Consider the following 23540-nt stretch of genomic DNA (forward strand, 5'->3'; position numbering starts at 1 on the left):
GGGCATCTACTACACTTTGTCGTTGTTGTAGTCCGCCCTGTTCACACCCCGTTCGCGAGGTCCCTCGATGCCCAGCAACAGCACCGGTGCGCGCCGACGCCGTGCCGTGCCGCGCCTGGCGGCGAGCGCACTCGCCGTCGCACTCGCCCTGACCGGATGCGCCGGGGGCAACGAGATCCAGGCCAGTGACGAGGACAGCCGCTTCGTCTCCGGGGACGGCAGCGCCACCTCCTTCGAGGCGGCCGACCGCGTCGAGGCGCCCGAGGTCACGGGGACCAGCCTCGACGGGGACGAGATCTCCCTCGGCGACTACGAGGGCGGCATCCTCGTCCTCAACGTCTGGGCGAGCTGGTGCGGCCCCTGCCGCACCGAGCAGCCCGTCCTGGACGAGGTCCACACCGAGTACGCCGACCTGGGCGTGGACTTCCTCGGCGTGAACATCAAGGACGACGAGACCGCCGCCCGGTCCTACGTCGACAGCAAGGACGTCGCCTACCCGAGCCTGTACGACCAGCCCGGCAAGGTACCGCAGGCCTTCCGCGACACCGTCCCGCCGAGGTCCATCCCCAGCACGCTCGTCATCGACCCCGAGGGCCGCATCGCCGCACGCGTCATCGGCCCGACCACCTACGGCCAGTTGACCGAACTGCTCAACCCGCTGGTGGTCGAGTCCGGCTTCGGCGACCCGGAGGAGCGCCCCAGGGTCGCGGAGCAGGAAGCCGAGGCGGCCGAGGAGGCCGAGGCGACCGGTGGAGACCCCTCCGGCGACCCGTCCGAGGCCCCTCCCCAGGAGGACGCCGAGGGCGAGTCCTCCGGGGACGGCCGCTGATGGGCGCGATCGGCACCACCGTCCTCACGGGCTCCCTGCTCGCCGCGGTCCCGCTGGCCCTGGCCGCCGGGCTCGTCTCCTTCCTCTCCCCGTGCGTTCTCCCGCTCGTGCCCGGCTACCTGTCCTACGTGACCGGCATGAGCGGCGCCCACATGCGCGAGCGCGCCGCCGGGGCCGACGGCGCGGGGGGCGGGACCGCCACGGCGACCGTCGCCCAAGCCGACGCCGAACTGGCCTCCCGCCGCTGGACCATGGTCACCGGCAGCGTCCTCTTCATCGCCGGGTTCACCCTCGTGTTCGTCGCCGTCGGCGGCTTCGTCGGCTGGCTCGGCGAGGTCCTCATGGACCACACCGAGCCCATCACCCGGGTACTCGGAGTCCTCACCGTCGTCCTCGGCCTCGCCTTCATGGGCCTCGTGCCGGGCTTCGGCCGCGAGTTCCGCTTCCACCGGCTGCCCCGCGCCGGACTGGCGGGGGCGCCCCTGCTCGGCGTCCTCTTCGGCCTCGGCTGGACCCCGTGCATCGGGCCGACCCTGGCCGCCGTGCAGACCCTCGCCTTCGTCGAGGGCGGCGCGGGACGCGGCATGCTGCTGTCCCTGGTCTACTGTGTCGGGCTGGGCCTGCCCTTCGTCCTCGCCTCGCTCCTGTACCGGCGCGCCCTGGGCGCCTTCGGCTGGCTCAAGCGCCGCACCCGCGCGGTCACCGTGGCCGGCGGGGCCATGCTCGTCCTGGTCGGCCTGGCGATGGTGACCGGGCTGTGGACGCAACTGACCATCGCCATGCAGGGATGGGCCGCCGACTTCCAGACGGTGATCTGATGAGCACGACCACGAACGACGACGCCGCCCGCGCCGAGGCCGGGGAGACCGGCTCCGCGAACCGGCCCGTGGGGCTGGGCCCGATCGGCTGGCTGCGCTGGACCTGGCGGACCCTCACCTCGATGCGCACCGCCCTGATCCTGCTGTTCCTGCTGGCGGTCGGCGCCATCCCCGGCTCGTTCCTGCCGCAGAACGTGGTGAGCGTCGACGAGGTGAACGCCTACTTCCAGGAGCACCCGGAGCTGGCCCCCTGGCTGGACCGGTTCTACCTCTTCGACGTGTTCTCCTCGCCCTGGTACGCGGCGATCTACCTGCTGCTGTTCGTCTCCCTGGCGGGCTGCGTGATCCCGCGCGCGATCGCGCACGCCCGCGCGGTGCGGGCCAGGCCGGTCCGCACACCCCGCAACCTGGGCCGCATGCCGTACACGGCGAGGTTCACGACGGACGCCGCCCCCGAGACGGTCCTGGAGCAGGCCCGAGGGATCCTCAGGGGCTACCGGACCGAGAGGTACGGGGACTCCCTCTCCAGCGAGACCGGGTACCTGCGCGAGGCGGGGAACGTGCTGTTCCACCTGGCACTGCTCGGCCTGCTGCTGGCCCTGGCCGCCGGGGCCTTCTTCGGCTACCGGGGCAACATGCTGCTGGTGGAGGAGCAGGGGTTCGCCAACACCCTGACCTCCTACGACGCCTTCTACCCCGGCCACTGGACGGACACGGGCGACCTGGAGCCGTTCAGCCTCCACCTGGACGACTTCGAGGCCTCCTTCATCGAGGAGGGCGACCTGCGCGGCCAAGCCGAGTCCTACGTCGCCGACATCACCTACGTGAGGTCCCCGGGCTCGGAGGAGGCCCGGCACCGGCTGGAGGTCAACCACCCGCTGACCGTGGACGGGGTGCAGGTCTACCTGCTCGGCCACGGGTACGCGCCGGAGTTCGAGGTGCGCAACGCCGACGGGGACGTGGTCTTCGACCAGGCGGTCCCGTTCCTGCACCGCGAGACCAGGACCTTCACCTCCGACGGCGTCGTCAAGGTGCCCGACACCGGTGGCGAGGCACTGGGCTTCGTGGGCGTGTTCCTGCCCAGCGCCACGGAGACCGAGGGCGGCGAACTGGTCTCCGACTTCCCCGGGGCGAGGAACCCGCGGGTCACGCTGGAGGGCTACCAGGGCGACCTGGGGCTGGTCGGCCCGCAGTCGGTCTACCAGTTGAACACCAGCGGAATGGATGAGCTCGGCGGCTCGCCCGTGATGGAGATCGGTGACACCTGGGAGCTGCCGGACGGCGCCGGGTCGATCACCTTCTCGGGCTACAGCGAGTACATCAGCCTCCAGGCCAACCGGGACGGTGCCCGGCTGCCCGCGCTGACCGCGGCCTCCCTGGCCGTGCTCGGCCTGGTCATCACCCTGTTCGTCCGCCCCCGCCGCGTGTGGGTGCGCGCGGTGCCGGGCGAGGACGGCCGTACCCGGGTGGAGCTGGCCGGTCTCGGCAAGACCGAGGTCGCCGGGAACAACGCCGAGTTCCACGAGCTCACCAAGACACTCGCCGAACGGCTCCGGAGCGGCTCGGACGACGGGTCCCCGAACCCGGAGGGCACCTCCGCCGGAGCAGAGACCGACACACCAACCGACCCGCCAGAGTCGACGACAACGAGGGAGTGACCGGTGACGTACACGTTCGCCGCAACGATGGACGAGGCGATGGCGTCAGCCAGTGACTCGCTGATCATCGTCATGATCGTCACGTACGCGGTGGCCCTGTTCCTCTTCGCCATCGAGGCCGCCTACGGAGAACGCACCAGGCTCAGGGCCGGTCGGCTCATGCCGGTCCGCGCCGGCGCCGACGGGGGCCCCGAGGGCGACGGCACGGAGGACGACGGCATCGAGGTGAACGTCCGCACCGCCGAGGGCGAGGCGAAGGCCCCCCGGAGCGTGCTGGGCGGGATCGCCCTAGGCGTGACGGGGTTCGGTTTCCTCACGGGCGTGGCGCAGATCGTCAGCCGCGGCCTGGCCGCCGACCGGTGGCCGTGGGGCAACATGTTCGAGTTCGTCGTGGCCCTGTGCCTGGTCGCCGTGGGCGGGCTGCTGTACGCGTCCCTCCGCTTCCAGGCCCGCTTCCTCGGCGCCTTCGTGCTGGTTCCGGTGCTGATCCTGCTGGGCGTCGGCGTCCGGTGGCTGTACGTGGAACCGGGTCCGCTGATCCCGGCCCTGCACTCCTACTGGGTGCCGATCCACGTGACCGCGGCCATCATCGCGGGCGGGGCGTTCATGGTCTCGGGCTCCGCCGGCGTCACCTACCTGGTCTCGCACCGTGCCGAGGCCAGGCGCGCCCTGGGCGAGAAGGTCGCCGGTATCGCCGGCCGCCTGCCCAGCCCCGAGCTGCTCGACCGCATCTCCCACCGGTTCATCCTCTTCGCCTTCCCGCTGTGGACCTTCGCCATCATCGCCGGTTCCATCTGGGCCGACGAGGCATGGGGCCGCTTCTGGGGCTGGGACCCCAAGGAGGTCTGGTCGTTCATCTCCTGGGTGATCTACGCGGCCTACCTGCACGCCCGCGCCACCGGCGGCTGGCGCGGCCCCAAGGCGACCTGGATCAACGTGCTGGGCTTCGTGACCATCCTGTTCAACTTCTTCGCGGTGAACTACATGTTCAGCGGCCTGCACTCCTACGCCTGACGGGAGTACCCGCCCGGGAGGCGGAGGAGTCCCGCACGTCACACCCGCGACGTGTTTCCTTGAGGCTGCGCTGCGCTTCGCCTCGTGCTCGGGCGCCGCAGGCACGGGAACCTTCGGCCCCTGCGGTGCGCCCGCTCGTACCTCACGGGCACACCTGCGGGACCTCCAGAACCCCGTCGGCGCCCTCGCCACCACCCCTGGTAGCACAGGACCCAGTCCACCGAACAAGGACCTAGGGCCCCTGGAACCCGTCCGCCGGGGGCGCGGTGGATCCGCGCACCACCAGGCGGGTGTCCAGGGTGACCGTGCCGGGGGCGTCCTCGCTGGTGATGCGGCGCAGCAGCAGGTCGATGGCGGCGCGTCCGGCCGCGGCGGTGGGCATGTCGATCGTGGTGAGGCCGCAGTGGCGGGCGGTGTGGGTGTTGTCCACGCCGATGACGCTGAGGTCGCCGGGGACCGCCAGGCCCCGGCCGCGGAGCTCCTGTAGGAGGCCGAGGGCGACCAGGTCGTTGTAGGCGAGGACGGCGGTGGCCCCGCTGGCGAGTACGCCGGGGGCGGCACCGGCTCCGCCTCCCTCTGTGGGCTGGTTGGGGCCGAGGCGGTGCAGGCGCAACCCGTGGTGCTCGGCGGCGTCGGTGGCCGCCCGCTCCAGTCGCTGGTTGGTCCAGGAGGCGCGGGGGCCGGTGAGCAGGGCGATCTCGCGGTGGCCGAGGGAGACGAGGTGTTCCAGGGCCTGCCGGGCGCCCGAGGCCACGTCCATGAGGACGGCTGGCAGGTTCGCGGGCTGCCGGTTGACGACGACGAAGGGCACGTCGGCGCTGAGTTCGGCGATCAGGCGGTTGCTCAGGCGCGGGGCGACCAGCAGGGCGCCGTCGACCTGGGTGGCCATGGAGCGGATCAGCTCCTCCTCCGCGCGGACCTGTTCGTCGGTGTCGGCGACGAACACGTGGTGGTCGCTTCTGCGCGCGTGTGCCTGGGCGGCCTTGATGAGGGGCGGGAAGAAGGGGTTGGCGATGTCGGCGACGATCAGTCCCAGGTTGCCGGTACGGCGGGTGGACAGGGCGCGGGCGGCGCGGTTGGGGCGGTAGCCCAGGGCGTTGGCCGCGGCGACGACGCGGGCGCGTGTCTCGGGGTTGACCAGGTGCGCCGCGGAGAAGGTCCGGGAGACGGTGGAGACGTGGACGCCGCTCGCGTGGGCGACGTCCTTGATGGTCACGGCCACCCGTGGCCTCCTTTGCGTTGGTATGGAGAGAGACTAACGGCAACCGGTTGTGGTCCGCTACTGAGTGGTTTGTTGTTTGGTGCCTGGTTTTCCCTGGTTTTCCCTGAGGGGAAGGGTTGACGCGGATCGGCGTGGTGGGAGATGTTCATGCAACCGTTTGCAGTTTCCCCCCTGAGGAGCAGGACCATGAGAAGGCTCGTACTCCCTCTGAGCGCGGCGCTGGTGATGACCGCCGTGACACCCGCCCAGGCCGCACCCGACACGGGCAGGCAGGTCCTGCCCGAGGGTGACGGCTGGGGCTCGGCCGGCGCCGGGACCACGGGAGGGTCGCAGGCCTCTCCCGAGAACGTCTTCCGCGTCTCCACGGCGGAGGAGTTCCGCGAGGCGGTGAGCGGCGACGAGCCGAAGATCGTCCACGTCGAGGGCACGATCGACGCCAACTCGGCGCCGGACGGCACGCCCCTGTCGTGCGAGGACTACGCGGTGGGCGGCTACACGCTGGAGGACTACCTGGCCGCGTACGACCCCGACGTGTGGGGTTGGGAGGAGCCGAGCGGACCGCTGGAGGAGGCCCGGGAGGCGTCGGCCGACGCACAGGCGGAGCGGGTCCGGGTGGAGGTCGGCTCCAACACGACCGTGGTGGGCGCCGGCGACGACGCCGAGATCACCGGGATGAGCATCCGGGTGGTCAACCAGGAGAACGTCATCCTCAGGAACCTGACCCTCTCCGACACGTACGACTGCTTCCCCGGATGGGATCCGGGCGACGGCGGCGAGGGCAACTGGAACTCCGAGTACGACCACCTGGAGGTCTCCGGGTCCACGAACGTGTGGATCGACCACAACACGTTCGACGACGGCGACAACCCGGGTTCGGAGCTGCCTGAGCGCTTCGGGCGCAGGTACGAGGTGCACGACGGCCTGCTCGACGTCGTGCGGGCGAGCGACCTGGTGACGGTGTCCTACAACCGCTTCGCTGACCGCGACAAGGCCATCCTGGTCGGTAACAGCGACGGCCGGACCACCGACCGCGGGCTCCTGCGGGTCACCTTCCACCACAACCACTTCGACGGGCTGGGCCAGCGCGCCCCGCGCGTGCGCTACGGACAGGTGCACGTCTACAACAACCACTACACGGTGGCCACCGGCATGTACCAGTACAGCCTGGGCGTGGGCTTCGAGTCGCAGCTCTACGCGGAGAACAACCTGTTCGACATGCGTGACGGCATCGGCGCCGAGGAGATCATCGGCAACTGGGGCGGTACCGACATCGTGGAGCACGGCAACGCGCTGATGAGGGACGGCCGCGGACGCATCACCGGGGTCGACCTGGTCGAGGCCCACAACGAGGCCGACCCGGGCCGGGCGCTGGGCACCGAGCGGACCTGGACGCCGGAGTTCTCCACGCGCGTGGAGCCGGTGCACGCGATCCGCGGACTGCCGCGCAAGGTGGGCGCCGGACGGCTCTGAGGCGGCCCCGAGCCGGGTCCGCACAGGGAGGCGGGCCCGGCGGCGGACCCGGGGCGGGTCCGCGGGGACGGGAGAGGAAAGCGGTGGGGCCGCGCCCCTGTTCGGGCGCGGCCCCACCGCTGTGTCGTCAGCGTGCCGGTGCGGTCACTCGTCCGGATCTATGCGCCGGTCGAGGCGTCTCAGGAACTCGGGGTCGTCATCCGGTCCGAGCGGATGCGGGCTCCCCGAGGGCTCGGCGAAGTCGGACGGGTCGAGGTCGTCGACCGAGGAGGCGTCCCGAGCCGGGGCGGACGCGAACCCCTCGACGGCGGCCGTCTCGCGTGGACGGCCGAGAAAGAGCCACAGGATCGAGCCGACGGGCATGAACAGCACGATAACGACCACCCAGAGGATCTTCGGCAGATTACGCACCTCGTGGGAAGGGGTGGTGAGCGCGTCGAAGAACGCGTACACCCAGAGAACGATCGATACGAGCGTGATCAGGCCACCAAGCCACACCATGGTTCCAGCCTAACTCTTGCTGTCCACTCCTCACGGTCGGCACACCTGGCCGGGCCGCCTGCGGCCGCGTGCGGAGCGCGGCCGTAGCGGTCGGGTCGCCGCCCCGCCCCAGGAGTGCCGGCCCGGATCTGCTCCCAGGGCGATACCCGTTCAGGGTGGTACCCGTTCTCAGGGGGTGCTCTCACTCGGCTCGCCGAGAAGTAGGGCGCGCACCTCGGACTCGCGGAAGCGGCGGTGTCCGCCCGGAGTGCGGATGCTGCTGATCCGCCCGGAGGCGGCCCAGCGCGTCACGGTCTTGGGATCAACCCGGAAGAGTGAGGCCACTTCCCCGGGGGTCAACAGGCGTTCGCTTGCTCGTTCCACCTTCACGTTCCCCCAATCGTGCCCGCCTCGGACTGTGGGGGCGGCGGGCGTTTGATCCCCTAGTGTGCATGAGTTGGTCCGTTTCCTCCCTAGTTTTCGGAGAAATTGCGGTGTTGGGGGGAGGAGTACGGGATATGTGACCGGAACGTAATGTTCAGGCCCTGCTGTCGGGATTGGAAACATCCCATGACTGTGTGAATCGAGCCCGCGTACGTCCTGTTCGCCTGTGCGGATTCCGTTCACCTGTGCGGATTCCGTTCACCTGTGCGGAGAACGACACGCCGCCCCGATGCCCGTCGTACCGGGCACGCCCTTAACCTGGAGATAAGAGCACGTGGGACGCCACCCGCCCGACCCCGGTCGGGGCCGCGGACGGCGCGGACCGCGGGTATGGCCGGTCGTCCCGTGTCATCGATGGGCGTAGCGACCAATCTAGTCCAGGTAATCATCTGTTGTGAGGCTTTTGGATGCGTAGCTTGTTGACCTATACCGCTGCCCGTCTGGGACTGTTCGCGGTGGCCTTCGGAGTGGTCTATCTTTTCGGCGCCCGTTCGTTGGTCGCGATCCTCCTCGCCTGGCTGATCAGTGGACTGGCCTCCTACGTCCTGCTGTCCAAGCTGCGGGACCAGGTCTCCATCAGCGCGGTGCGGCGGATGGAGAACCGCCGCGCCCGTCTGGCGGAGGCCGCCGCCCGTGAGGACGCCCTCCAGGAGGAGCACGTCCGGGAGGCCGACGAGGCCCCCGCCGCCGAGGCGGACACGAGGGGCGCGGACGGCGCGAGGGACGGGGACGGCGAAGCGCGTGCGGACGACGGTGCGCCCACCGACGCGGAGAAGCAGGACCCCGGCGCGCCGGCGGCGGCCCGGAAGTCCTGACCGGACACGCCCCCGGACCGCCTCACCCGGGGGTCTGCGCCCGACCGGGGTCGGGCTCGGGTGCGTCGAGTCCGCCGACCGCGCGGCCGGCCAGCGGAGCCAGGACCGCGACCAGGTAGAGGGCCGCGCACGCCACCAGGACGGGCGCCGCTCCGGCCAGGCCCAGCGCCGCGCCCACCACGGGGGCGCCGAGCGGGGCCGCCACACGGGTCAGCGCGCCGATCATCGCGGTTCCCCGCCCCACGACGTGGCGGGGCAGGCGCTCGAAGAGGACCGTGCTCAGGATCGGGTTGAGCACGCCGCCGCCGAGCCCGCACAGGCCCCACACGGCCAGGACCGCCCACAGCGGCACGTCCAGCGCCAGCACCAGCAGGCGGGGCGGTCCCGCGACCACCAGCCCCGCGAAGAACACCGCCCGCCGGGGCAGCAGGTGCCCGACCGCCGTGGCCACGAGCGAGCCGGCCACGGACGCCGCGCCCAGCACTCCGCCCATGAGGCCGACGACCGCCGGTCCCATGCCGTTCTCCCGCACCCACACCGGCAGCAGCACCGACGTCACGGACATGTCGATCATGTTGGTGACCGCGAGCATGACCACCAGGGCGCGCAGGGTGGTGTCGGTCCAGATCACCCTCCACCCGGTGCGCAGCCGGACCAGGTAGCCCGATCCGGCCTCGGGGTCCGTCCCCGGTGCGGGCCGGTCCCGGGGCTGGGTGGCGGCCAGGGTCGCCGCCGCCGCGACCAGCAGGACGGCGTTCGCGTACAGGGCCGGAAGCGGTCCGGCCAGGGAAACGAACCCGCCCGCGAGAACCGGGCCGACGGTCATGGAGAGCCGGTCCACGGTGCCGGTGAGCCCGGTGACCCGCTCGACGCGGGTGCCGGTGCGTTCGGCGACGGCCGGCGCCATGGACACCTTGGCGGCCTCCGCGGGCCCGGTGGCCAGGCCGACCAGGGTCACCAGCGCCAGGAGCACGGGGAAGGGCAGCAGCCCGGCGGAGTACAGCAGCGGGACACAGGCCACCGCGCCGGCGGCGACGAGGTCGGCGCGCACGCTCACCGCGCGCTGGCCCGCCCGGTCGAGAAGGGGCCCGCCGAACAGCCGCGCCAGGGTGTAGGAGCCGATCTCGAAGAAGGCCACCAGCCCCATGGACACCGGGCTGCCGGTGCTCTCCAGCACGAACCAGGGGATGGCGATCATCGCCACCCGGGTGGCGGTGTAGCAGAGCGCCTCGGCCGTGACCAGGCCCGCGACGCCCCTCACGTCCTCCCCTCCCCGTCGGAGCCCCGGTCCTCCGGGTCGGGGAAGGCGGCGAGCTGGATGTGCACCGGGCGGCTCCCGGGGGCCTCGCCCTCGCGCGCGTAGCGGTCGAAGAGCGCGCGGACCTCCTCACGGAAGGCGGCGAACTCCTCCAGCGTGAGCTCGGTGCGCCGCCCGGACATGACCTGGGCCTCGCGCCAGCCCTCGGGCTGGACCGCCCACATGTTGACCGCCGCGGCCAGCCGCTCGCTCCAGCCGACGGCCAGGGCCATGCGCACGGCGGTGCTCAGCTCGGGTTCTTCGGTGTCCAGGTGTTCGGGGAAGCGGAAGCCCTCGTGCCGGGCGCGCCACCAGCGCTCCCGCGAGGTGCCCATGTCCGGGTCCTCCTCGATGAACCCGTGGGCCGCGAGCCGGCGCAGGTGGTAGCTGGCCGAGGCCGAGGAGGTGTCCACCCACTCCGACACGGTCTTGCCGGTGGCGGGGCCCCGGTCCTGGAGGAGGTTGAGGATGCGTATGCGCAGGGGATGGGCCAGTCCCCGGAGGGAGCGCGCGTCGAGGGTGGCGGCCTTCGCGAAAGGGTCGGGAACGCCGGTGTCGCGGGAGGTGTCGTCGTTCATGACGTCACCGTAGATGCCCAAGGCTTCTTGGCCAAGGGTCGTTGGCCAAGGAGTCTTGGTTGGTTCCGGCAATCCTTGACCGACGAGGTCGTAGGCAGGATGGTCTAGTTCGCTGGATGCCTGCCCGGCCAGGGGCCGGCTTTCGACCCATGGTCGACAAGCGGACGAGGGCGCGGGTCCTACTCGCCCTGGTGCGCCGGATGGCGCGGAAGAACGGCTTGCGTGTGGAGGAGCTCAAGGGCCGGTGGGAGGGTTCGCACAAGCACTACGTCGTCGGCGCCGACGGGGAAACGACCGGTTGCTTCGGCCTCACGGACCATCCCAGGGGGCTGGGCCGGACCGTGCCGCAAGGTATCGAAGACAGCCTGGAGCATCCGTTCGGAGAGAAGTGGATGGAGAAGTCGTGACCGGCTACACCGTGACCGTCATCCGGGACGAAGACCTGTGGGCCGTCACCATCGACGGCCTGCCGGAGAACGTCGCGGGAGTGGCCGACTATCCGCACTTCTCCGAGATCGAGGACGAGGCGCCGGAGTTCATCGCCGGTCTGGCGGGCAGCGATCCCGAGGACTTCACGATCACCTGGCGTTACGAGTCCGGCGGTGAGGACGCGACCGAGGAAGTCCTCCAGTACCTCGTGGCGGAGGAGGAGTTCCGGCGGTCCCAAGACGAGCGCGACCGCAGTCGGGCCCGGGCGCTGGAGACCCTGCGGAAGGCGGGTCTCACACAGCGGGCCATGGCGGACGTCGTCGGCCTCTCACCCCAGCGCGTCCAGCAGTCGCTCAGCGGAACGGACGAGTCCGGGCACCGCGGCCGCGGGGGGCGCGCTCGCGCACCCCGCGGCCTGATCCGCCCCGGCCTCAGGAGAGCGGGAACATCCCCAGGCGGGCGTGGTACTCGCCGGCCAGGCGCTCGGTGTCGCTGCCCACGTACAGCCCGCCGGAGGTGGCGTGCAGGGCCTCCGCGCCGTGCCCGCGCGTGCGGCCGGGGTTCCAGGGCAGGGCCTTGCCGGTCTCCGGGTCCACCGCCGCGATGCCCTCGCGCGCCACCGAACCGGGTCCGGGGTTGAGCGCGCCCTCGGGGTTGTCCATCCAGCGCTGGTGCCCGCCCACGTACACCGCCGACGAGGTGATCTCCACCGAGTACAGCGAGTCGCCACCGGTCTTGTTGCTCCAGGTGGGCTCGGAGTCGGGGGTGTCGGTGTTCTCGAAGCGCGCCGCGGACTTGCACAGGCCCGGCTTGACCTTCGGCCCGCCCGCGGTCACCACGGCGAAGTACGAGCCGTCGGGGGAGAAGTCCATCTGCCGCATGTAGGTCTGCATCAGCGAGTAGTCGCAGTCCGCCGCGTAGGCCGACGTGGACCACGGGGTGACCGAGCCGTCGGCGGTGTCGATCATGGCGATCTGGTAGCGGTCGTGCCCGTCCACCTTCGTGAAAGTGCCGTTGACGACCAGTCGCCGCCCGTCCGGGCTCAGCGCCAGTTCCTGCACCTTGAGGACGCTCCTGCGCGGGTCGGACACGCGCGGAGCGAACTCCTCGTCCACCGCGCCGGTCCGCGCGTCGAGACGGGCCAGCGCGGTGCGTTCCACGCCGTTGACCCCGGTGAAGTCGCCTCCCACGTACAGGTGCTCGCCGTCGCTGGCGACGCGGTGGGCGGTGCCCCCGTCGAGGGAGGCGCGGAACCAGAACGCGGCCCGGCCGTCACGGAGCGACAGGCGGGCCAGCCCTTCCGAGTCGCGGCCGTCGACGGAGTCGAACTCGCCGCCGATGATCACCGTCCGGCCGGGCCCGGGGGCCAGCGAGGTGACGGTGCCGTCCACGTTCGGCGAGAACCCCCGGAGGATCCGACCGGTGCCGTGCTCGAACGCGAACAGGTGGTGGAGGTCGTGGGTGCGTCCGCCTCCGGCCTCGGCGACCCGTGAGAAGCTCCCGGCGACGACGACGGTGTCGCCGATCCGCAGGATGTCCTTGACCGCTCCGTCCAGGACGTGCGGCGTCCACCGCACGGGTTGCTCGCCGACCACGCGGGAGTGGTCCGCCGGAGGTGCCGCCGGCGCGGTCGGTGCCGCGGACGCGGCCGTCGCGGCTCCGACGGGGAGCAGGAGCATCGTGCCCATGGTCAGGGCGAGGAACGGGCGGCTGGATTTCACGGAGGACTCTTCCTGGTCGTGCGGTCGTACGGGCGCGCTGGAGAACTGGCCTGTTCGGAGCGTGACCATATTCTTGCAAAGAGTCGCAACATAATCACGGTGAGTATCGGGCCTTGTCGTGGCCGTTCGCGGTTCCCTCGCCGGAGGGCCCGGGAGGCCGGAGGCCGGGGACGGGAGCCGGAGCGGCTCCCGGGCGGCTCCCGTCTCAGGCGGACGCCCACGAGCGGCTCGGATGGGACGTGTGCGGTGAACACGGGGAGCGCGGCCTCACGCGACCCGGACTCCGGCAACGGCGACGGCCCGTCCAGGACACCCCGGGGCGGCACCTTCGATACCGGCTCGACGTCCGGCGACGGTGACGGCGACGGCGACGGTTCCGCCCGAATCGAATACGGAAGCGAACGTCCGGGGAGTAGCGCGCGAGGGGGCGATGGGGCGCGAACTCCCGCGGGAGAACCTTTTAGGTTTATCCGGCAGGGTCCGTTGAGGATATGGAGGAGTCCGGCCCTGGGTTCAACGAAGGAGTGAACCCCGTAGATCCTGAGGGGCCTGTCGTCGGATTCCAAGAAGAGGGTTGGTCAGGGAGGCCCGGTTTCCGGTGCCGGGTGTGGGGTCTTCAAAATGACAGGGGGTGCGAGGGTCGATAGCAGCCGGCGGAGGTGGTGGTCCTGGCAAGACTGGACTGAAACCGGCCTATGGAGAGTCAGCACATCCAGAGCCGCAGGGCCCGGGGTCGAATGGTATGTGTCGCAGAGGAACAAGTAATACGGTGTTCGCGTTCGAAGCGAACTCACGTGGAGGAAGTCTGCTCTCGGGCGGGTGCTTCACGCAGGGCAGGGCGCACCGTATCGCCGGCGAGTTGGCCGAGGAATAGATGATGTACGGCAGGGAAAAGGGCCACATGGGGCCGACCGAAGAGCAGGAAGCGATCGTCGGCATCGCCTCCGGACTTCCGGGTTTCTTTCCCGATGAATGGGGGTCCGCGGTTTACCACGTGAGAATCATGGGAGCCTATGCTAATGAAGTAATCGAGGTGCAGAAAGAGGATGGGGAATTTGTCAGAACTGAACTTCCGCCTGACTCTGGAATGAAGTGCATGAAGCTAAGGGCCGGGATGTACAAGGAGGGCGAGGGTGCTTGGTTCTCCCTCAGGCTGATGCTTTGGAGTGAAGGAAGGTATAGGTCTGAGTTCGACTATGATGATCATCCTCAGTTTCTCTTCGAGCCCGATCTTCGCGAGTATATTCGGGAGGTGGAGCTCTTTCCTCGTAGTGAAGATTTTATGCCAGAATGGTTGCGTGAGAAAATCGATGAGGCAAATTCTGATCGCGGGAACTGACGCATCGGTGACGCCTGCCTGGCCTGCGGCCTCAGCCAGGTCGTTCCCGACTCCGCCCCCGGTCTGAGCCCGGACGACCTGCCCAAGCACGTTCTCCAGCGTTCCTGGTACGGCGAGTTCCCCATCTAGTGCGTTTATCGCATACGGCACCGGTGTGACGGGGAGAGGCTTGTGGCGGTGCGGCTCTCCGATCCGTCACGCCGCTCCGCGCAGGTCGAAGAACACCACCTGTGGAAACGCCGCTATCCGCATGGGGACGAGGCTGAACCCGATGCCGCAGTTGACGTGGAGCCGGTTTCCGTCGGCACCGTATCCGGAGGGAGCCCATCCGTCGGTGACAGTGCGCTCCTTGCTCGTGAGCTCGGCATAGGACCACAGCGGGAAGAACGGGATGGTGATCTGGCCGCAGTGCGTGTGTCCGGCCGAGGCCAGCGGCGCACTGCCCGCGGGCAGCCTGGGAAACGACGTCGGATTGTGCATGAGCACCACCCTCGGCGCACCGTCCGGCAGCTCGGCGAGCGCCGCGTCGACGTCGGTGCGGTCGGGCCGAGCCGGACCCAGCCCGACCACGTGCAGCGCCGTGTCGCCCGCCCCGGCACCGGGTATCGGGGCCGCCTCGTTGCGCAGGACGCGTATCCCGATGCCCTCCAGGCCCGAGACCACCTCCTCCGACGCGTCGACGCGGTAGTCGTGGTTCCCGAGGACCGCGAAGGTCGGGATGTCGGCCTCGGTGAGCGGAGCGAGCAGTTCGACGACCTCGTCCACTTGTTCGGCGGGCTCGGGACTGCGGCTGTAGACGAAGTCACCCCCGATGAGCACGGCGGCCGGACGCTCCTCGACCACCTTCTCCACGATGTCCTCCGCCATGTCGTCGTTGGAGAACCACATGCCGATCTGCAGGTCGGAGAACACCGCGACGGTCCTCTCCGGCGCGTCGGCGGGCAACTGCGGCAGCGTCACCGTGAACCGTTCCTCGTTCAGCAGGAACCGCGGCTCTATCAGTACTCCGTAGCCCACCAACAGCACCAGCACGGTGAGCAGCACGGCCCCCGCCCGCGTGATCAGACGCTTCATCCGTGGTCCCCTCCTGGCAGTTCGGTCCCCGGTCAGAGCCAGGACTACCCTGTGCCGCGTGGACCACGCGCCGGCGTGCAGTCGTCACCGTTCTCCGGATCCCCGTGACAAGGCACAGCCCTGGTGCCGGAGGTCTCAGGTGCCACGGACGGCACGGCTGCCAGGCGCTTGCGGCGGGGCTGGCCGGCCGAATCCCTTGGAGGGCCGATCGAGTCAAGGCGGCCTGCGGGGCCTCTCCAGACGTCGGTGGATTTCTTGTACTGCAAGGTCTTCGTTGCCGGAGCGGACGTGCGTTCCGCTCAGAGACTCCTCTCCCCGGAGTCGGGCGCCCTCTCCCAGGAGGGCGAGGCGGATGTTCGCGGCATGGACGTCGAGGTACGCCGGAATCCGGATTCCTCAGGAGACGGAACCTTTGACGAGGACTTCCTGTTCTGGCCGGTGCTCATCGAGATGGAGGAGCCGGAACCGTGGCGGGGCGGCCCACACGCGGGTGTCCGGGCCGGTCCAGGGCGACGGGTCCGGCAGGGACGGCCTCGCCGGGTGGCGCGGAGGCCGGAACGGGCGTGGACACGTAGCGGCGGACCCGGGTGGAACGGTGACGGCGCCCGGCCGCGGAGGCGGAGCGGTGTACGCGCGAAGGAGCGAAGAGGGCCCTGGCCGTCCCGAGGGCACTGCCGAGAAGGGCAGCGCTAAACTGACGCATGCTGGCAGTCCTTTGGTTAAAGGTTGGAGTTGCTGGCCACGGCCCCGGGCGGTACTCAGCCGCCGCGGGGTCTTTGGTCGAGTTACGTTTTCGAAACAGAGAGTAAGGGATGGAGGGGGTGGGGTGGAACGGTACTGGTAAGTAATGTGGTGCGAGTCGAGAAAACGGCCGACCGGAATGCCGGACGGCCGTTGTTATGTCCCGGTTTCAGGGGGTGGGGAGATTGACGCAGTGCAGGAACGAGGTCCAGGCTCCCGGCGTGTAGTCGATGTGTCCGAGTCCGCGGTTCTGCGTGTCGCGCACCAGGACCGCCTCCCCCTCTGCCACCTCCACACAGCTGCCGGATCCGCCGCTGTAGCTGCTCTTGTGCCAGTGGGGCTCACGCTTTGTCATCGAGTTCTTCCTTGACCTTCCTGATCAGTTCCCGACTCGCACGGGGCGACATCGCCTCCGACTGGAGAACGCCGAAGAGAGTTGCGCAGTGTTGTACCCGCATCATGTCATCCATGAGTTGCTCACCCTCCATGTGTTCTGCGGACGCGACTGTGGGTTTGTCGGGAAATGTATAGAGTCGGAACGGGCCTGATCCTCCCGGATGGCACTCGGTGTCCGACGGGATCACCTGGAAACGGATCACCCCTTTGTCGATTAATGTGAGAACCCGACCGATCTGTTCACGAAGAACCGGTTTTCCACCCTGCACGGTCCGTCGGAGTACCGCTTCCTCCACCACGACCGACACCAGCGGTGGGCTCGCCCCCTTCAGGATCTCCTGGCGTTCCATCCGCAGGGAGGCCATCTGGCCGACCTTCTTCGCGGAGAACCAGGGGACGGTGTCGGCGAGGAGGCCCCTGGTGTACGCCTCGCACTGCACCAGGCCGGGGAAGATCACCGGCTGGTACTCGCGGAGCTCGACCGCCTCGCGCTCCAGTTGGCCGACCTCGGTGTACCAGGGCGGTAGTGCGTCGGGTGCGTTCGCGGTGTTCCACGCCTGTTTTATCGCACCCGACGCACCGAACAGTTCGTCCAGTTCCGCGGCCCGGTCGGAGGGCAGCCCGCGGGTGCCGCGCTCCCACGCCGACACGGTCGACTGCACCACCCGCAGCGCCTGTGACACCTGGCCCTGCGTCATCCCGGCCTGCCTGCGGCAGTTGCTGACCTTCTTCCCCAGACGTCTCCACCTGGGGTTGGCACTGCGACTCAATACGACCCCCATTTCCGGGTTATCGCCACTATCACCAATGCAAGACCAGGGCACGACTCGATAGTGCGGAGAACGACGAAGTGTGACCCTTTGGTGATATCCGTGGCGCGCCCGAACGGCGCTGCCCAAGGTGGTGCCACGAGCCACAGGGGGTGTGGCGACCGGGGGATGAATTCAAGGTGGGTCAGTGATTCACATAAATCTAAGCAAAAGCCACATGACCGACATGGTCGGAACTCTGCCTCAGCGGGTCACCGATTCCGAGGTGCGGGCACCGATCACGCTGAGCCGGTCACCGTCGCACCACCCCGGCCACGCGATGAGGGTGCCGGGGCTGCCGGAGCAGGCCCACGCGCTGCGCGGTCGCCTGACCGCCGTGGTGCCGTACTCCGTCACGGACACGGTGCTGACGCTGGCCAGCGAGCTTTTCAACAACGCCGTCACCCACTCGCGCAGCGGGGACGAGGGCGGCGAGGTCGTCGTCGCCGTGAACCGGCTGCCCGGCCGGATCCAGGTCAAGGTCGTGGACCAGGGACCGCGCGACGCGGGCGCCTCCTCCCCGCACCTGCGTCCGGTCGACCCGGGACGGGAGGGCGGGCTGGGCCTGCGCCTGGTGGACGCCGAGGCCGACCGCTGGGGCACCTTCCACGACGGGAACCGCACGACGGTGTGGTTCGAGCTGGACCTGCCGCACGCGCAGGCGTGAGGTTCGTGGCGGCGGGCCCGGATCCGTGTCCGGCCCGAGAAGGCGACGGCAGCGGTCGGTGGAGCCTCGACCGCCGCCGACCGCCGTGTGGTGAGTCCTCAGGAGGCCTCTACGGGTCTCAGACGGGGAACTCGCCGTACCAGGACCTCTGCACGAGGTGCTTGGGCAGGTACTCCGACTCCACGTCCAGGGAGAAGCCCGGGGTGCGCTCGGCGGTGTCGTGGGCCAGGCAGGCGAGGGCGAGCAGAGACAGCGGAACGATGCCGCTCACCCTGTTCTCGTCCTCCCGGCTGGTGTGGTAGCGCTTGTGGCTCTCCAGGGCGTGTGCGAGGGCCTCGTTGAACTTGGCCGAGTCCCCCGACAGGAGCTGACGGAAGACCTCCATCTTCGGGAAGACCAGCAGGTCCAGGGTCTCGCCGCCGAAGGCGCCCCCGCGGGGATCGGACAGCTCCATGGCCCGGCGCAGTTCGGAGGCCAGGTCGTCGGTGCCGTTGACGAAGGCCTGGAGGGCGGCGACCCAGTGGTAGAGGTAGTCGTTGTACTCCACCTTCGCGCCCCGGGCCGCCTCGCGCAGGCGCTCCACCGGGACCCTGCACAGCGCCTCGGCGTGCGCGTTGTCCCGGCACACCACCGCCAGGTGGAAAGCCATCTCCCAGGTGGAGGGGTCGGCGCAGTAGAGCATGTCGGGGGCGGTGAGCTCGCGGACCTCGTGGTCGATCATGTACTCGACCCGGGAGCCCTTCTCGGCCTCGGAGACGGCGAAGACCGTGCCATGCACTTGCATGGCGATCGCCCACGACTCCCATGTCTCCACCGTCGCGGCCTCGGGGTCCAGCAGGAGCATCGTCTCCGCGAGGTCGTAGACGGGGAAGAGGTACAGGTCGATGTTGGAGCAGTCCCGTTCGAGCCTGCGGATCAGCTTCGCGCGACGCTTGGTCTCATGCTCGATGAAATCCTGGTCCACTCCGTGGTCGATCTCATGACGGGACACGCGGGTGGTCATGAAGCCTTCTTCTCCGACAGGTCGAACCGGTTTCGGGACGCACCTTGATCTCGGGCAGGACCAGTTCCTTCTTCTCCCTCCTCTTGTTCCCGGGCCACACGTGTGTCTGGGGTGGTCAGACGGGGAGGTCCTTGAGTTGGTTCACGCGGACCCGACCGGTGAGCAGGTCGTCCATCAGCCCCGCCTTGACCACGACAGACCGTGCCTGAACGGCGCGGCGGCCCGGAGCCGCCACGCCACGGATGCGGCCAGCGGCACCGTTGCCATCACCCGCTTCGTCGCCGTCGGCTCTGTTCCGGAACCGGGACGCCTGGTCGCTCATGCCGGCGGTAAACGTGTCAGGGTCCCCGCCGTGGCCGATGGAGGTGCTTCGGGCATTCGGATCACTCCATCGCCCGGCCCTCGGCCTCTTCCTGGAGCTTCTCGCGGAGCCAGTCGGTCATGTATTCCTCGTTGCGGGGGAAATACTCCAGATCGTTGGTGAAGCCGAAAGCGGTGGGGAAGGTGATACCGGGGTCCTCGTCGTAGTTGTAGTTGACGTTGAACTTCCCGGGCGGAGTTATGACGTACTCAAGGGAGAACCAGGTGCCCTTGCCCTCCTGGTACATTCCAGCCCTGAGGTTGTCGAGCATAACGCTGATCTCCGGAGGTGGAGATTTCCTCTGGGTCGTCCCGTCCTCGAACTCGACAATAATGATACTGGAAGCGTGCTCGATGACAGATTCCCTGGTATAGGTAATCTTCGCCCATCCCTTCGGTGCCCGGTCCAGTATTCGGACACCGACCTCCTGAAGGATATCCTGCTGCTCAGTTGGCCCTAGATGGCCTTTCTTGGCGTAAGGGCTGATCATGCCTCTCGTCCTCCCGTTTTTACTTTAGGTGGAATGTTATTGTATTCCTGCGGTTTCATGTCCACCCCATTCAGGCTCCACTCTACTACGATCTTGCTTGGTGGAGGCGGGAGCGGATTTCCGTGTTTGTCTTCCAACACGGGCAGTTCGGGATTGTAGATGTTCGTGATCTTGACCTCGACCTTCGGGCTGTCCGGATTCAGCGCAAGTGCGTCATTCCAGCTCCCGTCGTTGAACTTCGGGTTGTCGAAATTATGCCAATTGGCGCCATGGTTCATGATCCCGCGCCAGGACCGCTCGATGTTTCTGTAACTTCCCTCGATGCCGCCGCGCACATCTTCCGGAATGTCATCCAGGGCGGTCTCGGTCCTGTTCTGGTTCACGTCGTACCGCATGGGGACCTGGTTCAGGCGCTCACCGATCCCAAAGAACTCGGCGTATCCGATCAGATGGCCGCCGTCCCACTGGATGCCCTGGTACTCAGGGATCTCGCCCGGCTCCGGTGGACGGCCGTGATCCGCCTCGAACTGAGCCCTGTTCTGCTTGTTGAGTTCCTTGTAGTAATCCGATCCCTGGCTGTTGACCTTGGACTGTTCGTCGTCGTTGCGAACGTTCGGGTCCTTGTGCAGTGTCCCCTCGACGGAGACCGTACGACCGTACTCATCAGTCCTGTACGTGTAGCCGTCCACGTTGTAGGTCATGTCCGGCCGGGGGGCCAAGAACTCCGGGTGCTTGGAGTCCCAACCCTGGGAACCAGCACGGATCTCCTTGATGTTCCCCTCTCCGTCGGTGATGTACTCGGTACGCCGGTTGCCGTCCTCCTCGACGACCACGTACCTGCTGTCCTCCTCCAGCTTGATGTTCTGGACATCACCGCTGTCGTCCCTGTACTCCGCGAAGCGCAGGCCGTTCTCCGGGAGAAGCCTCTGGACTCTGGGGTCGTCCGTGCTGCCTCGGTGAAGCTCGGGCTGGTCCTTGATCGACGTGTTCTCCGAGCCGCCGTTCTGGTCACCCCCGCCACCGATGAGGTCGCCCCCGACGTTGGTCGGCCGTGTGTCGCCCGCCCCTTGCCCGCCGCCTCCGGTGCTGCCCGTACCGCCGCCGTCACCGGAGGGCGACTCGTCGGGGACGTCCGTGCCGCCACGGGGGTCACCGGTGCCGTCGAGCGGGTCGCCGCCGTCACCGTCGCTGTTCATGACGGGAGAGGTGCGGTCGCGCATCTGCGGGCCGTCGGTGTCGAAGCGGTCGCCGACGATGTCGTCGAACCCGTCGCCGAGGTCGCCGAGGGCGTCGGAGTCGATGGCGCTGCGGTCGCCGATGACCTGGTCGGTCCGGTCGCGGGGCGCGTCGGCCTCCGCGGTGAGGGTGTCGTCGCCGCCCACGCGGACCAGGGCGGGCTCGTTCTCCAGGCCGTCGTCGGGACGGTCGGGCCCGATGTCGTCGCCCTCCCACGGACCCTCTCCGCGGCCCCGGTCGGGCTGGGGCTTGCCGTCGTTCTCGGCGAACCCGTTCTGGTAGCGCCGGTCCAGCTCCACGTCGAGGGAGTTCATGTCCGGGTTGTTCATCATCTCCAGGAAGTCGGCGGTGTCCTGGAGGTTCTGCGTGGTGGGGTCGACGTTGCGGCGGTTGTTCGCGGGGGTGTCCTCGCCGCCGTCGTTCACGACCGGCCTGACGGAGGAGTCGGGCGTCTGCGGGGTGTTCCCGCCGCCGCTGTCGATCGCGTTCTGACTGGTCAGCCGCTCCAGGAGGGTCCGCATCCCGGAGAGCTGGGAGGGGCTGAACGATCCCCCCGTGAAGCGGCTCAGGTCGATGTTCAGGTCGGCCAGGGAGTTGCCGCCGAAGCGCGGGAGGTCGGGCAGCCTGATCTGGCTCATGTCGGGGACGTCCACGTCGGGCGTGCCCGGTCCGTCGCCGCCCATCTTGTTGAGCATCGCCGAACCGCGCCAGGCCATGAGCGGCACACCCACGACGGCGCCCACGCCGGTCGCGGTCAGGACGGCACCGCCGACGGTCGCGCCGATGTTGAGCAGGGCGGTGCCGATGACGTAGCCGGGGCGGTCGCCCCACTCCTCCCAGGGCACCACCGCGTGCGCGGCGTCCTTCCAGGCGTTGCCGACGGTGTCCCAGCCCGACCAGCCCCAGCTGTCGTTCTCGGAGTCGTACATGCCCGCCAGGGAGGCCAGGGACTGCAGGTTGCCCTCGTGGTACTCGAACAGCGCGTCGCCCCAGGACTTCTGGAACCAGCCCTCGGAGCTGTACATCCCGGTCATGCCGCCGAGGTCCTCGGCGATGCCCACGGCGTAGTCCTTCACCGCGGAGCCGGCGTCGACCCACCAGCCGTGGTCGGTCTCGACGGAACCGCCCCAGGCCATGTCGACGTCACCGAGGTAGCCGTCGTAGCCGTGCTCGTACACGCCCGGCGCGGGGGGCTTGCCGTCGCCGTCGCCCGCGACGAACCTGGTGCGTCCCTGGATGTCGGCGTTGAGGGCGTTGGCGCAGGCGATCTCGGCCGTCTCGTACTCCCTGCGCAGCGCGTCGGCCCGGTCGAGCAGCGCCTGGTGCTCCCCGACCTTGTCGCTCTCACGCCCCAGCAGGCCGTCGATGAACCCGTCGGCCTCGCGCCAGTCCTCGTCGCCCTCGATGGAGCTGAGGAAGGCGTAGGAGTCGGTCTTGAGCGTGGCCCACTTGCCCTGGATGTCCCGGACCGCGTCGGCGAAGTTCTCCAGCGCGGTGGCGGCCTTGCCGAAGGAGGTCTCCACCTTGTCGCCGTCCGCGGCGACCGGGTCGACCACCGCGTACAGGGTCTCGGCCTCGGGAGCGGAGTAGCAGGAGGTCAGCCCCGCCCAGTCGCTCTTGATGTCGCTGCCGAGCCCGGACACCGTGGACCCCTTGCGCCGCAGGGCCCTCGCGTGCATCTCCAGGGTGCCGGGACTGGCCGTGGGAACCGGAAAGTTCGCGGGGTTGATCAGACCACCGGTGGGTGTGCACATCTCGGTCACGGGGATGTCTCCATCTGAGAGCCGGAGGAGGATCGTGGTGGGGGTCTCCGGGGCCGGGGGACCGTACGGGAGGGAAGGGGAACGGCGGGGGACGGGAGGCGGGGGAGGAGCGCCCGCGCGGCGGTGCCTGACACGGCACCCGCACGGCGCCTACACGGGCACGTTGGGGCCGTACGTCGGGGGCTCGGGGACCACGCCCGCGTTCTCCTGTGCCTCGGCGGCCATGTCCAGGTTGCCGTTGACGTACTGCGTGGTCGCCTCGCTGGCTCCGCTGACGGCGCTCACCGTCAGCGAGGCCATGTCGCCCATGAGGTCGAAGTTGTGCTGGGCGAACTCGCCCAGGGCGACGCTGACGGGTGCGCTGTTGGCCTCCGTGCTGATCTCCGTGACCAGCTCCTCGACCGCCGTCATGGCGCCGACGAGCCCCTCGGAACCGCCCTCCTCGCCGATGTGCGCGGCGACGGCGGTCAGCACGCCGCCGACATCGCTGGGCTGGATGTTCCACTTGGACATGGGGACACTCTCCTCTCGGGGGTTCGGGGTAGGGGTCGGAGCCGGGGCCCGCGGGGCCGGGTCAGCGGGCGCCGGGCCGGGAGAAGGCCGCGGCGCGGAAGTTGGTGGGGGGCGGACCGGCCGGGGCGTCGTCGAGCTCGCGGCGCTGCGCGATCTGGACGTGCTCGTTCAGCCTTCCCAGGGACGCGTGCAGGGTGGCCAGGTCGTCCCGGACCCTGGCGCGCATCCGCCGGGAGGCCTGGGCGAGTTTCGGGTGCACGCCGCGGGGAAGCTCCTCCGCCTCGGCTGCCTCCTCCTCGCCGAGGACGGCCTGCTCGTCGCTCGGCTCCACCACGTCGAACTTCATGTACCCCCCTCGTCGTCATCGGCCGGG

The 23540-nt window shown here is 69.3% G+C and carries 24 protein-coding genes; 9 read left to right on the forward strand and 15 right to left on the reverse strand.

Annotated elements, in window-relative coordinates:
• The first annotated feature begins 67 nt into the window (after positions 1-67).
• From NOSIN_RS24970 to ccsB, 4 genes are read left to right on the forward strand one after another with little or no spacing between them, the layout of a single operon-like run.
• Positions 68-829 (forward strand): TlpA family protein disulfide reductase, encoded by a 762-nt coding sequence (locus tag NOSIN_RS24970; RefSeq protein ID WP_227014595.1) that lies wholly within the window; start codon positions 68-70, stop codon positions 827-829.
• A complete protein-coding gene (locus NOSIN_RS24975; protein ID WP_077693070.1) occupies positions 829-1647 on the forward strand; it encodes a cytochrome c biogenesis CcdA family protein in 819 nt (272 codons plus the stop codon). The genes NOSIN_RS24970 and NOSIN_RS24975 overlap by 1 nt, the downstream gene beginning before the upstream one ends.
• On the forward strand, positions 1647-3305 hold the full coding sequence (gene resB / locus NOSIN_RS24980) for a cytochrome c biogenesis protein ResB (RefSeq protein WP_077693071.1): 1659 nt from the start codon (positions 1647-1649) through the stop codon (positions 3303-3305). Before NOSIN_RS24975 ends, resB begins: the two co-directional genes overlap by 1 nt.
• Positions 3306-3308: 3 nt before the next feature.
• Entirely contained in the window at positions 3309-4319 is a 1011-nt protein-coding gene (gene ccsB / locus NOSIN_RS24985) for a c-type cytochrome biogenesis protein CcsB (protein ID WP_077693072.1), read from the forward strand.
• Positions 4320-4551: 232 nt separating this feature from the next.
• Here ccsB and NOSIN_RS24990 read toward each other — a convergent pair whose 3' ends face one another.
• Positions 4552-5541 (reverse strand): LacI family DNA-binding transcriptional regulator, encoded by a 990-nt coding sequence (locus NOSIN_RS24990; protein ID WP_077693073.1) that lies wholly within the window; start codon positions 5539-5541, stop codon positions 4552-4554.
• Between the two features lie 186 nt (positions 5542-5727).
• Between NOSIN_RS24990 and NOSIN_RS24995 the strand changes: the two genes are divergently transcribed.
• The gene (locus tag NOSIN_RS24995; protein ID WP_077693074.1) at positions 5728-7011 is read left to right on the forward strand and encodes a pectate lyase family protein; all 1284 of its coding nucleotides are present in this window, start codon (positions 5728-5730) and stop codon (positions 7009-7011) included.
• Positions 7012-7155: 144 nt separating this feature from the next.
• On the opposite strand, the gene NOSIN_RS25000 is transcribed toward NOSIN_RS24995, so the two are convergent.
• The gene (locus tag NOSIN_RS25000; RefSeq protein ID WP_077693075.1) at positions 7156-7512 is read right to left on the reverse strand and encodes a PLD nuclease N-terminal domain-containing protein; all 357 of its coding nucleotides are present in this window, start codon (positions 7510-7512) and stop codon (positions 7156-7158) included.
• Between the two features lie 168 nt (positions 7513-7680).
• Positions 7681-7881: a BldC family transcriptional regulator gene (locus NOSIN_RS25005; RefSeq protein WP_017535950.1), complete on the reverse strand. Its 201-nt coding sequence runs from the start codon at positions 7879-7881 to the stop codon at positions 7681-7683.
• 473 nt (positions 7882-8354) lie between these two features.
• Here NOSIN_RS25005 and NOSIN_RS25010 point away from each other — a divergent pair, with 473 nt between their 5' ends.
• Positions 8355-8750 (forward strand): DUF4229 domain-containing protein, encoded by a 396-nt coding sequence (locus tag NOSIN_RS25010; protein WP_375539654.1) that lies wholly within the window; start codon positions 8355-8357, stop codon positions 8748-8750.
• A 22-nt stretch (positions 8751-8772) separates the two neighbouring features.
• Here the strand turns inward: NOSIN_RS25010 and NOSIN_RS25015 are convergent, their stop codons facing one another.
• Positions 8773-10011, reverse strand: coding sequence for an MFS transporter (locus NOSIN_RS25015; RefSeq protein WP_077693077.1), 1239 nt, complete (start codon positions 10009-10011; stop codon positions 8773-8775).
• Positions 10008-10625: a winged helix-turn-helix domain-containing protein gene (locus NOSIN_RS25020; RefSeq protein ID WP_143833004.1), complete on the reverse strand. Its 618-nt coding sequence runs from the start codon at positions 10623-10625 to the stop codon at positions 10008-10010. The genes NOSIN_RS25015 and NOSIN_RS25020 overlap by 4 nt, the downstream gene beginning before the upstream one ends.
• 149 nt (positions 10626-10774) lie before the next feature.
• Between NOSIN_RS25020 and NOSIN_RS25025 the strand changes: the two genes are divergently transcribed.
• Complete coding sequence (locus NOSIN_RS25025) at positions 10775-11032, forward strand: hypothetical protein (protein WP_077693079.1); 258 nt, start codon at positions 10775-10777, stop codon at positions 11030-11032.
• Between the two features lie 453 nt (positions 11033-11485).
• On the opposite strand, the gene NOSIN_RS25035 is transcribed toward NOSIN_RS25025, so the two are convergent.
• Positions 11486-12775, reverse strand: a complete 1290-nt coding sequence (locus NOSIN_RS25035) for an NHL repeat-containing protein (RefSeq protein ID WP_077693080.1) — start codon at positions 12773-12775, stop codon at positions 11486-11488.
• A gap of 874 nt (positions 12776-13649) precedes the next feature.
• Between NOSIN_RS25035 and NOSIN_RS25040 the strand changes: the two genes are divergently transcribed.
• Positions 13650-14114 carry a hypothetical protein gene (locus NOSIN_RS25040; protein WP_077693081.1) on the forward strand — a complete coding sequence of 155 codons (465 nt, stop codon included), beginning with the start codon at positions 13650-13652 and terminating at the stop codon, positions 14112-14114.
• Between the two features lie 195 nt (positions 14115-14309).
• Here NOSIN_RS25040 and NOSIN_RS25045 read toward each other — a convergent pair whose 3' ends face one another.
• The 3 genes from NOSIN_RS25045 to NOSIN_RS25055 form a co-directional block, all read right to left on the reverse strand.
• On the reverse strand, positions 14310-15188 hold the full coding sequence (locus NOSIN_RS25045; RefSeq protein WP_077693082.1) for a metallophosphoesterase: 879 nt from the start codon (positions 15186-15188) through the stop codon (positions 14310-14312).
• Positions 15189-16098: 910 nt separating this feature from the next.
• Positions 16099-16284 (reverse strand): DUF397 domain-containing protein, encoded by a 186-nt coding sequence (locus tag NOSIN_RS25050; RefSeq protein WP_073700589.1) that lies wholly within the window; start codon positions 16282-16284, stop codon positions 16099-16101.
• Positions 16271-17107, reverse strand: a complete 837-nt coding sequence (locus tag NOSIN_RS25055; protein WP_077693083.1) for a helix-turn-helix domain-containing protein — start codon at positions 17105-17107, stop codon at positions 16271-16273. The genes NOSIN_RS25050 and NOSIN_RS25055 overlap by 14 nt, the downstream gene beginning before the upstream one ends.
• Before the next feature lie 205 nt (positions 17108-17312).
• On the opposite strand from NOSIN_RS25055, the gene NOSIN_RS25060 reads away from it, so the two are divergent.
• Positions 17313-17801: an ATP-binding protein gene (locus tag NOSIN_RS25060; RefSeq protein ID WP_077693084.1), complete on the forward strand. Its 489-nt coding sequence runs from the start codon at positions 17313-17315 to the stop codon at positions 17799-17801.
• Positions 17802-17919: 118 nt separating this feature from the next.
• Here the strand turns inward: NOSIN_RS25060 and NOSIN_RS25065 are convergent, their stop codons facing one another.
• The 6 genes from NOSIN_RS25065 to NOSIN_RS25090 form a co-directional block, all read right to left on the reverse strand.
• Positions 17920-18804 (reverse strand): immunity 49 family protein, encoded by an 885-nt coding sequence (locus tag NOSIN_RS25065; protein ID WP_077693085.1) that lies wholly within the window; start codon positions 18802-18804, stop codon positions 17920-17922.
• Positions 18805-18919: 115 nt separating this feature from the next.
• Entirely contained in the window at positions 18920-19126 is a 207-nt protein-coding gene (locus NOSIN_RS25070; protein ID WP_077693086.1) for a hypothetical protein, read from the reverse strand.
• 61 nt (positions 19127-19187) lie between these two features.
• Positions 19188-19655: a hypothetical protein gene (locus tag NOSIN_RS25075; protein WP_077693087.1), complete on the reverse strand. Its 468-nt coding sequence runs from the start codon at positions 19653-19655 to the stop codon at positions 19188-19190.
• Positions 19652-22645: a DNA/RNA non-specific endonuclease gene (locus NOSIN_RS25080; protein ID WP_227014623.1), complete on the reverse strand. Its 2994-nt coding sequence runs from the start codon at positions 22643-22645 to the stop codon at positions 19652-19654. The genes NOSIN_RS25075 and NOSIN_RS25080 overlap by 4 nt, the downstream gene beginning before the upstream one ends.
• A 159-nt stretch (positions 22646-22804) precedes the next feature.
• Positions 22805-23167 (reverse strand): DUF6507 family protein, encoded by a 363-nt coding sequence (locus tag NOSIN_RS25085; RefSeq protein WP_077693089.1) that lies wholly within the window; start codon positions 23165-23167, stop codon positions 22805-22807.
• Between the two features lie 61 nt (positions 23168-23228).
• Positions 23229-23513 (reverse strand): hypothetical protein, encoded by a 285-nt coding sequence (locus tag NOSIN_RS25090; RefSeq protein WP_077693090.1) that lies wholly within the window; start codon positions 23511-23513, stop codon positions 23229-23231.
• Positions 23514-23540: the final 27 nt, after the last annotated feature.

The organism is Nocardiopsis sinuspersici, from assembly GCF_001998325.1.
In the GTDB taxonomy this organism is placed as follows: Bacteria; Actinomycetota; Actinomycetes; order Streptosporangiales; family Streptosporangiaceae; genus Nocardiopsis; species Nocardiopsis sinuspersici.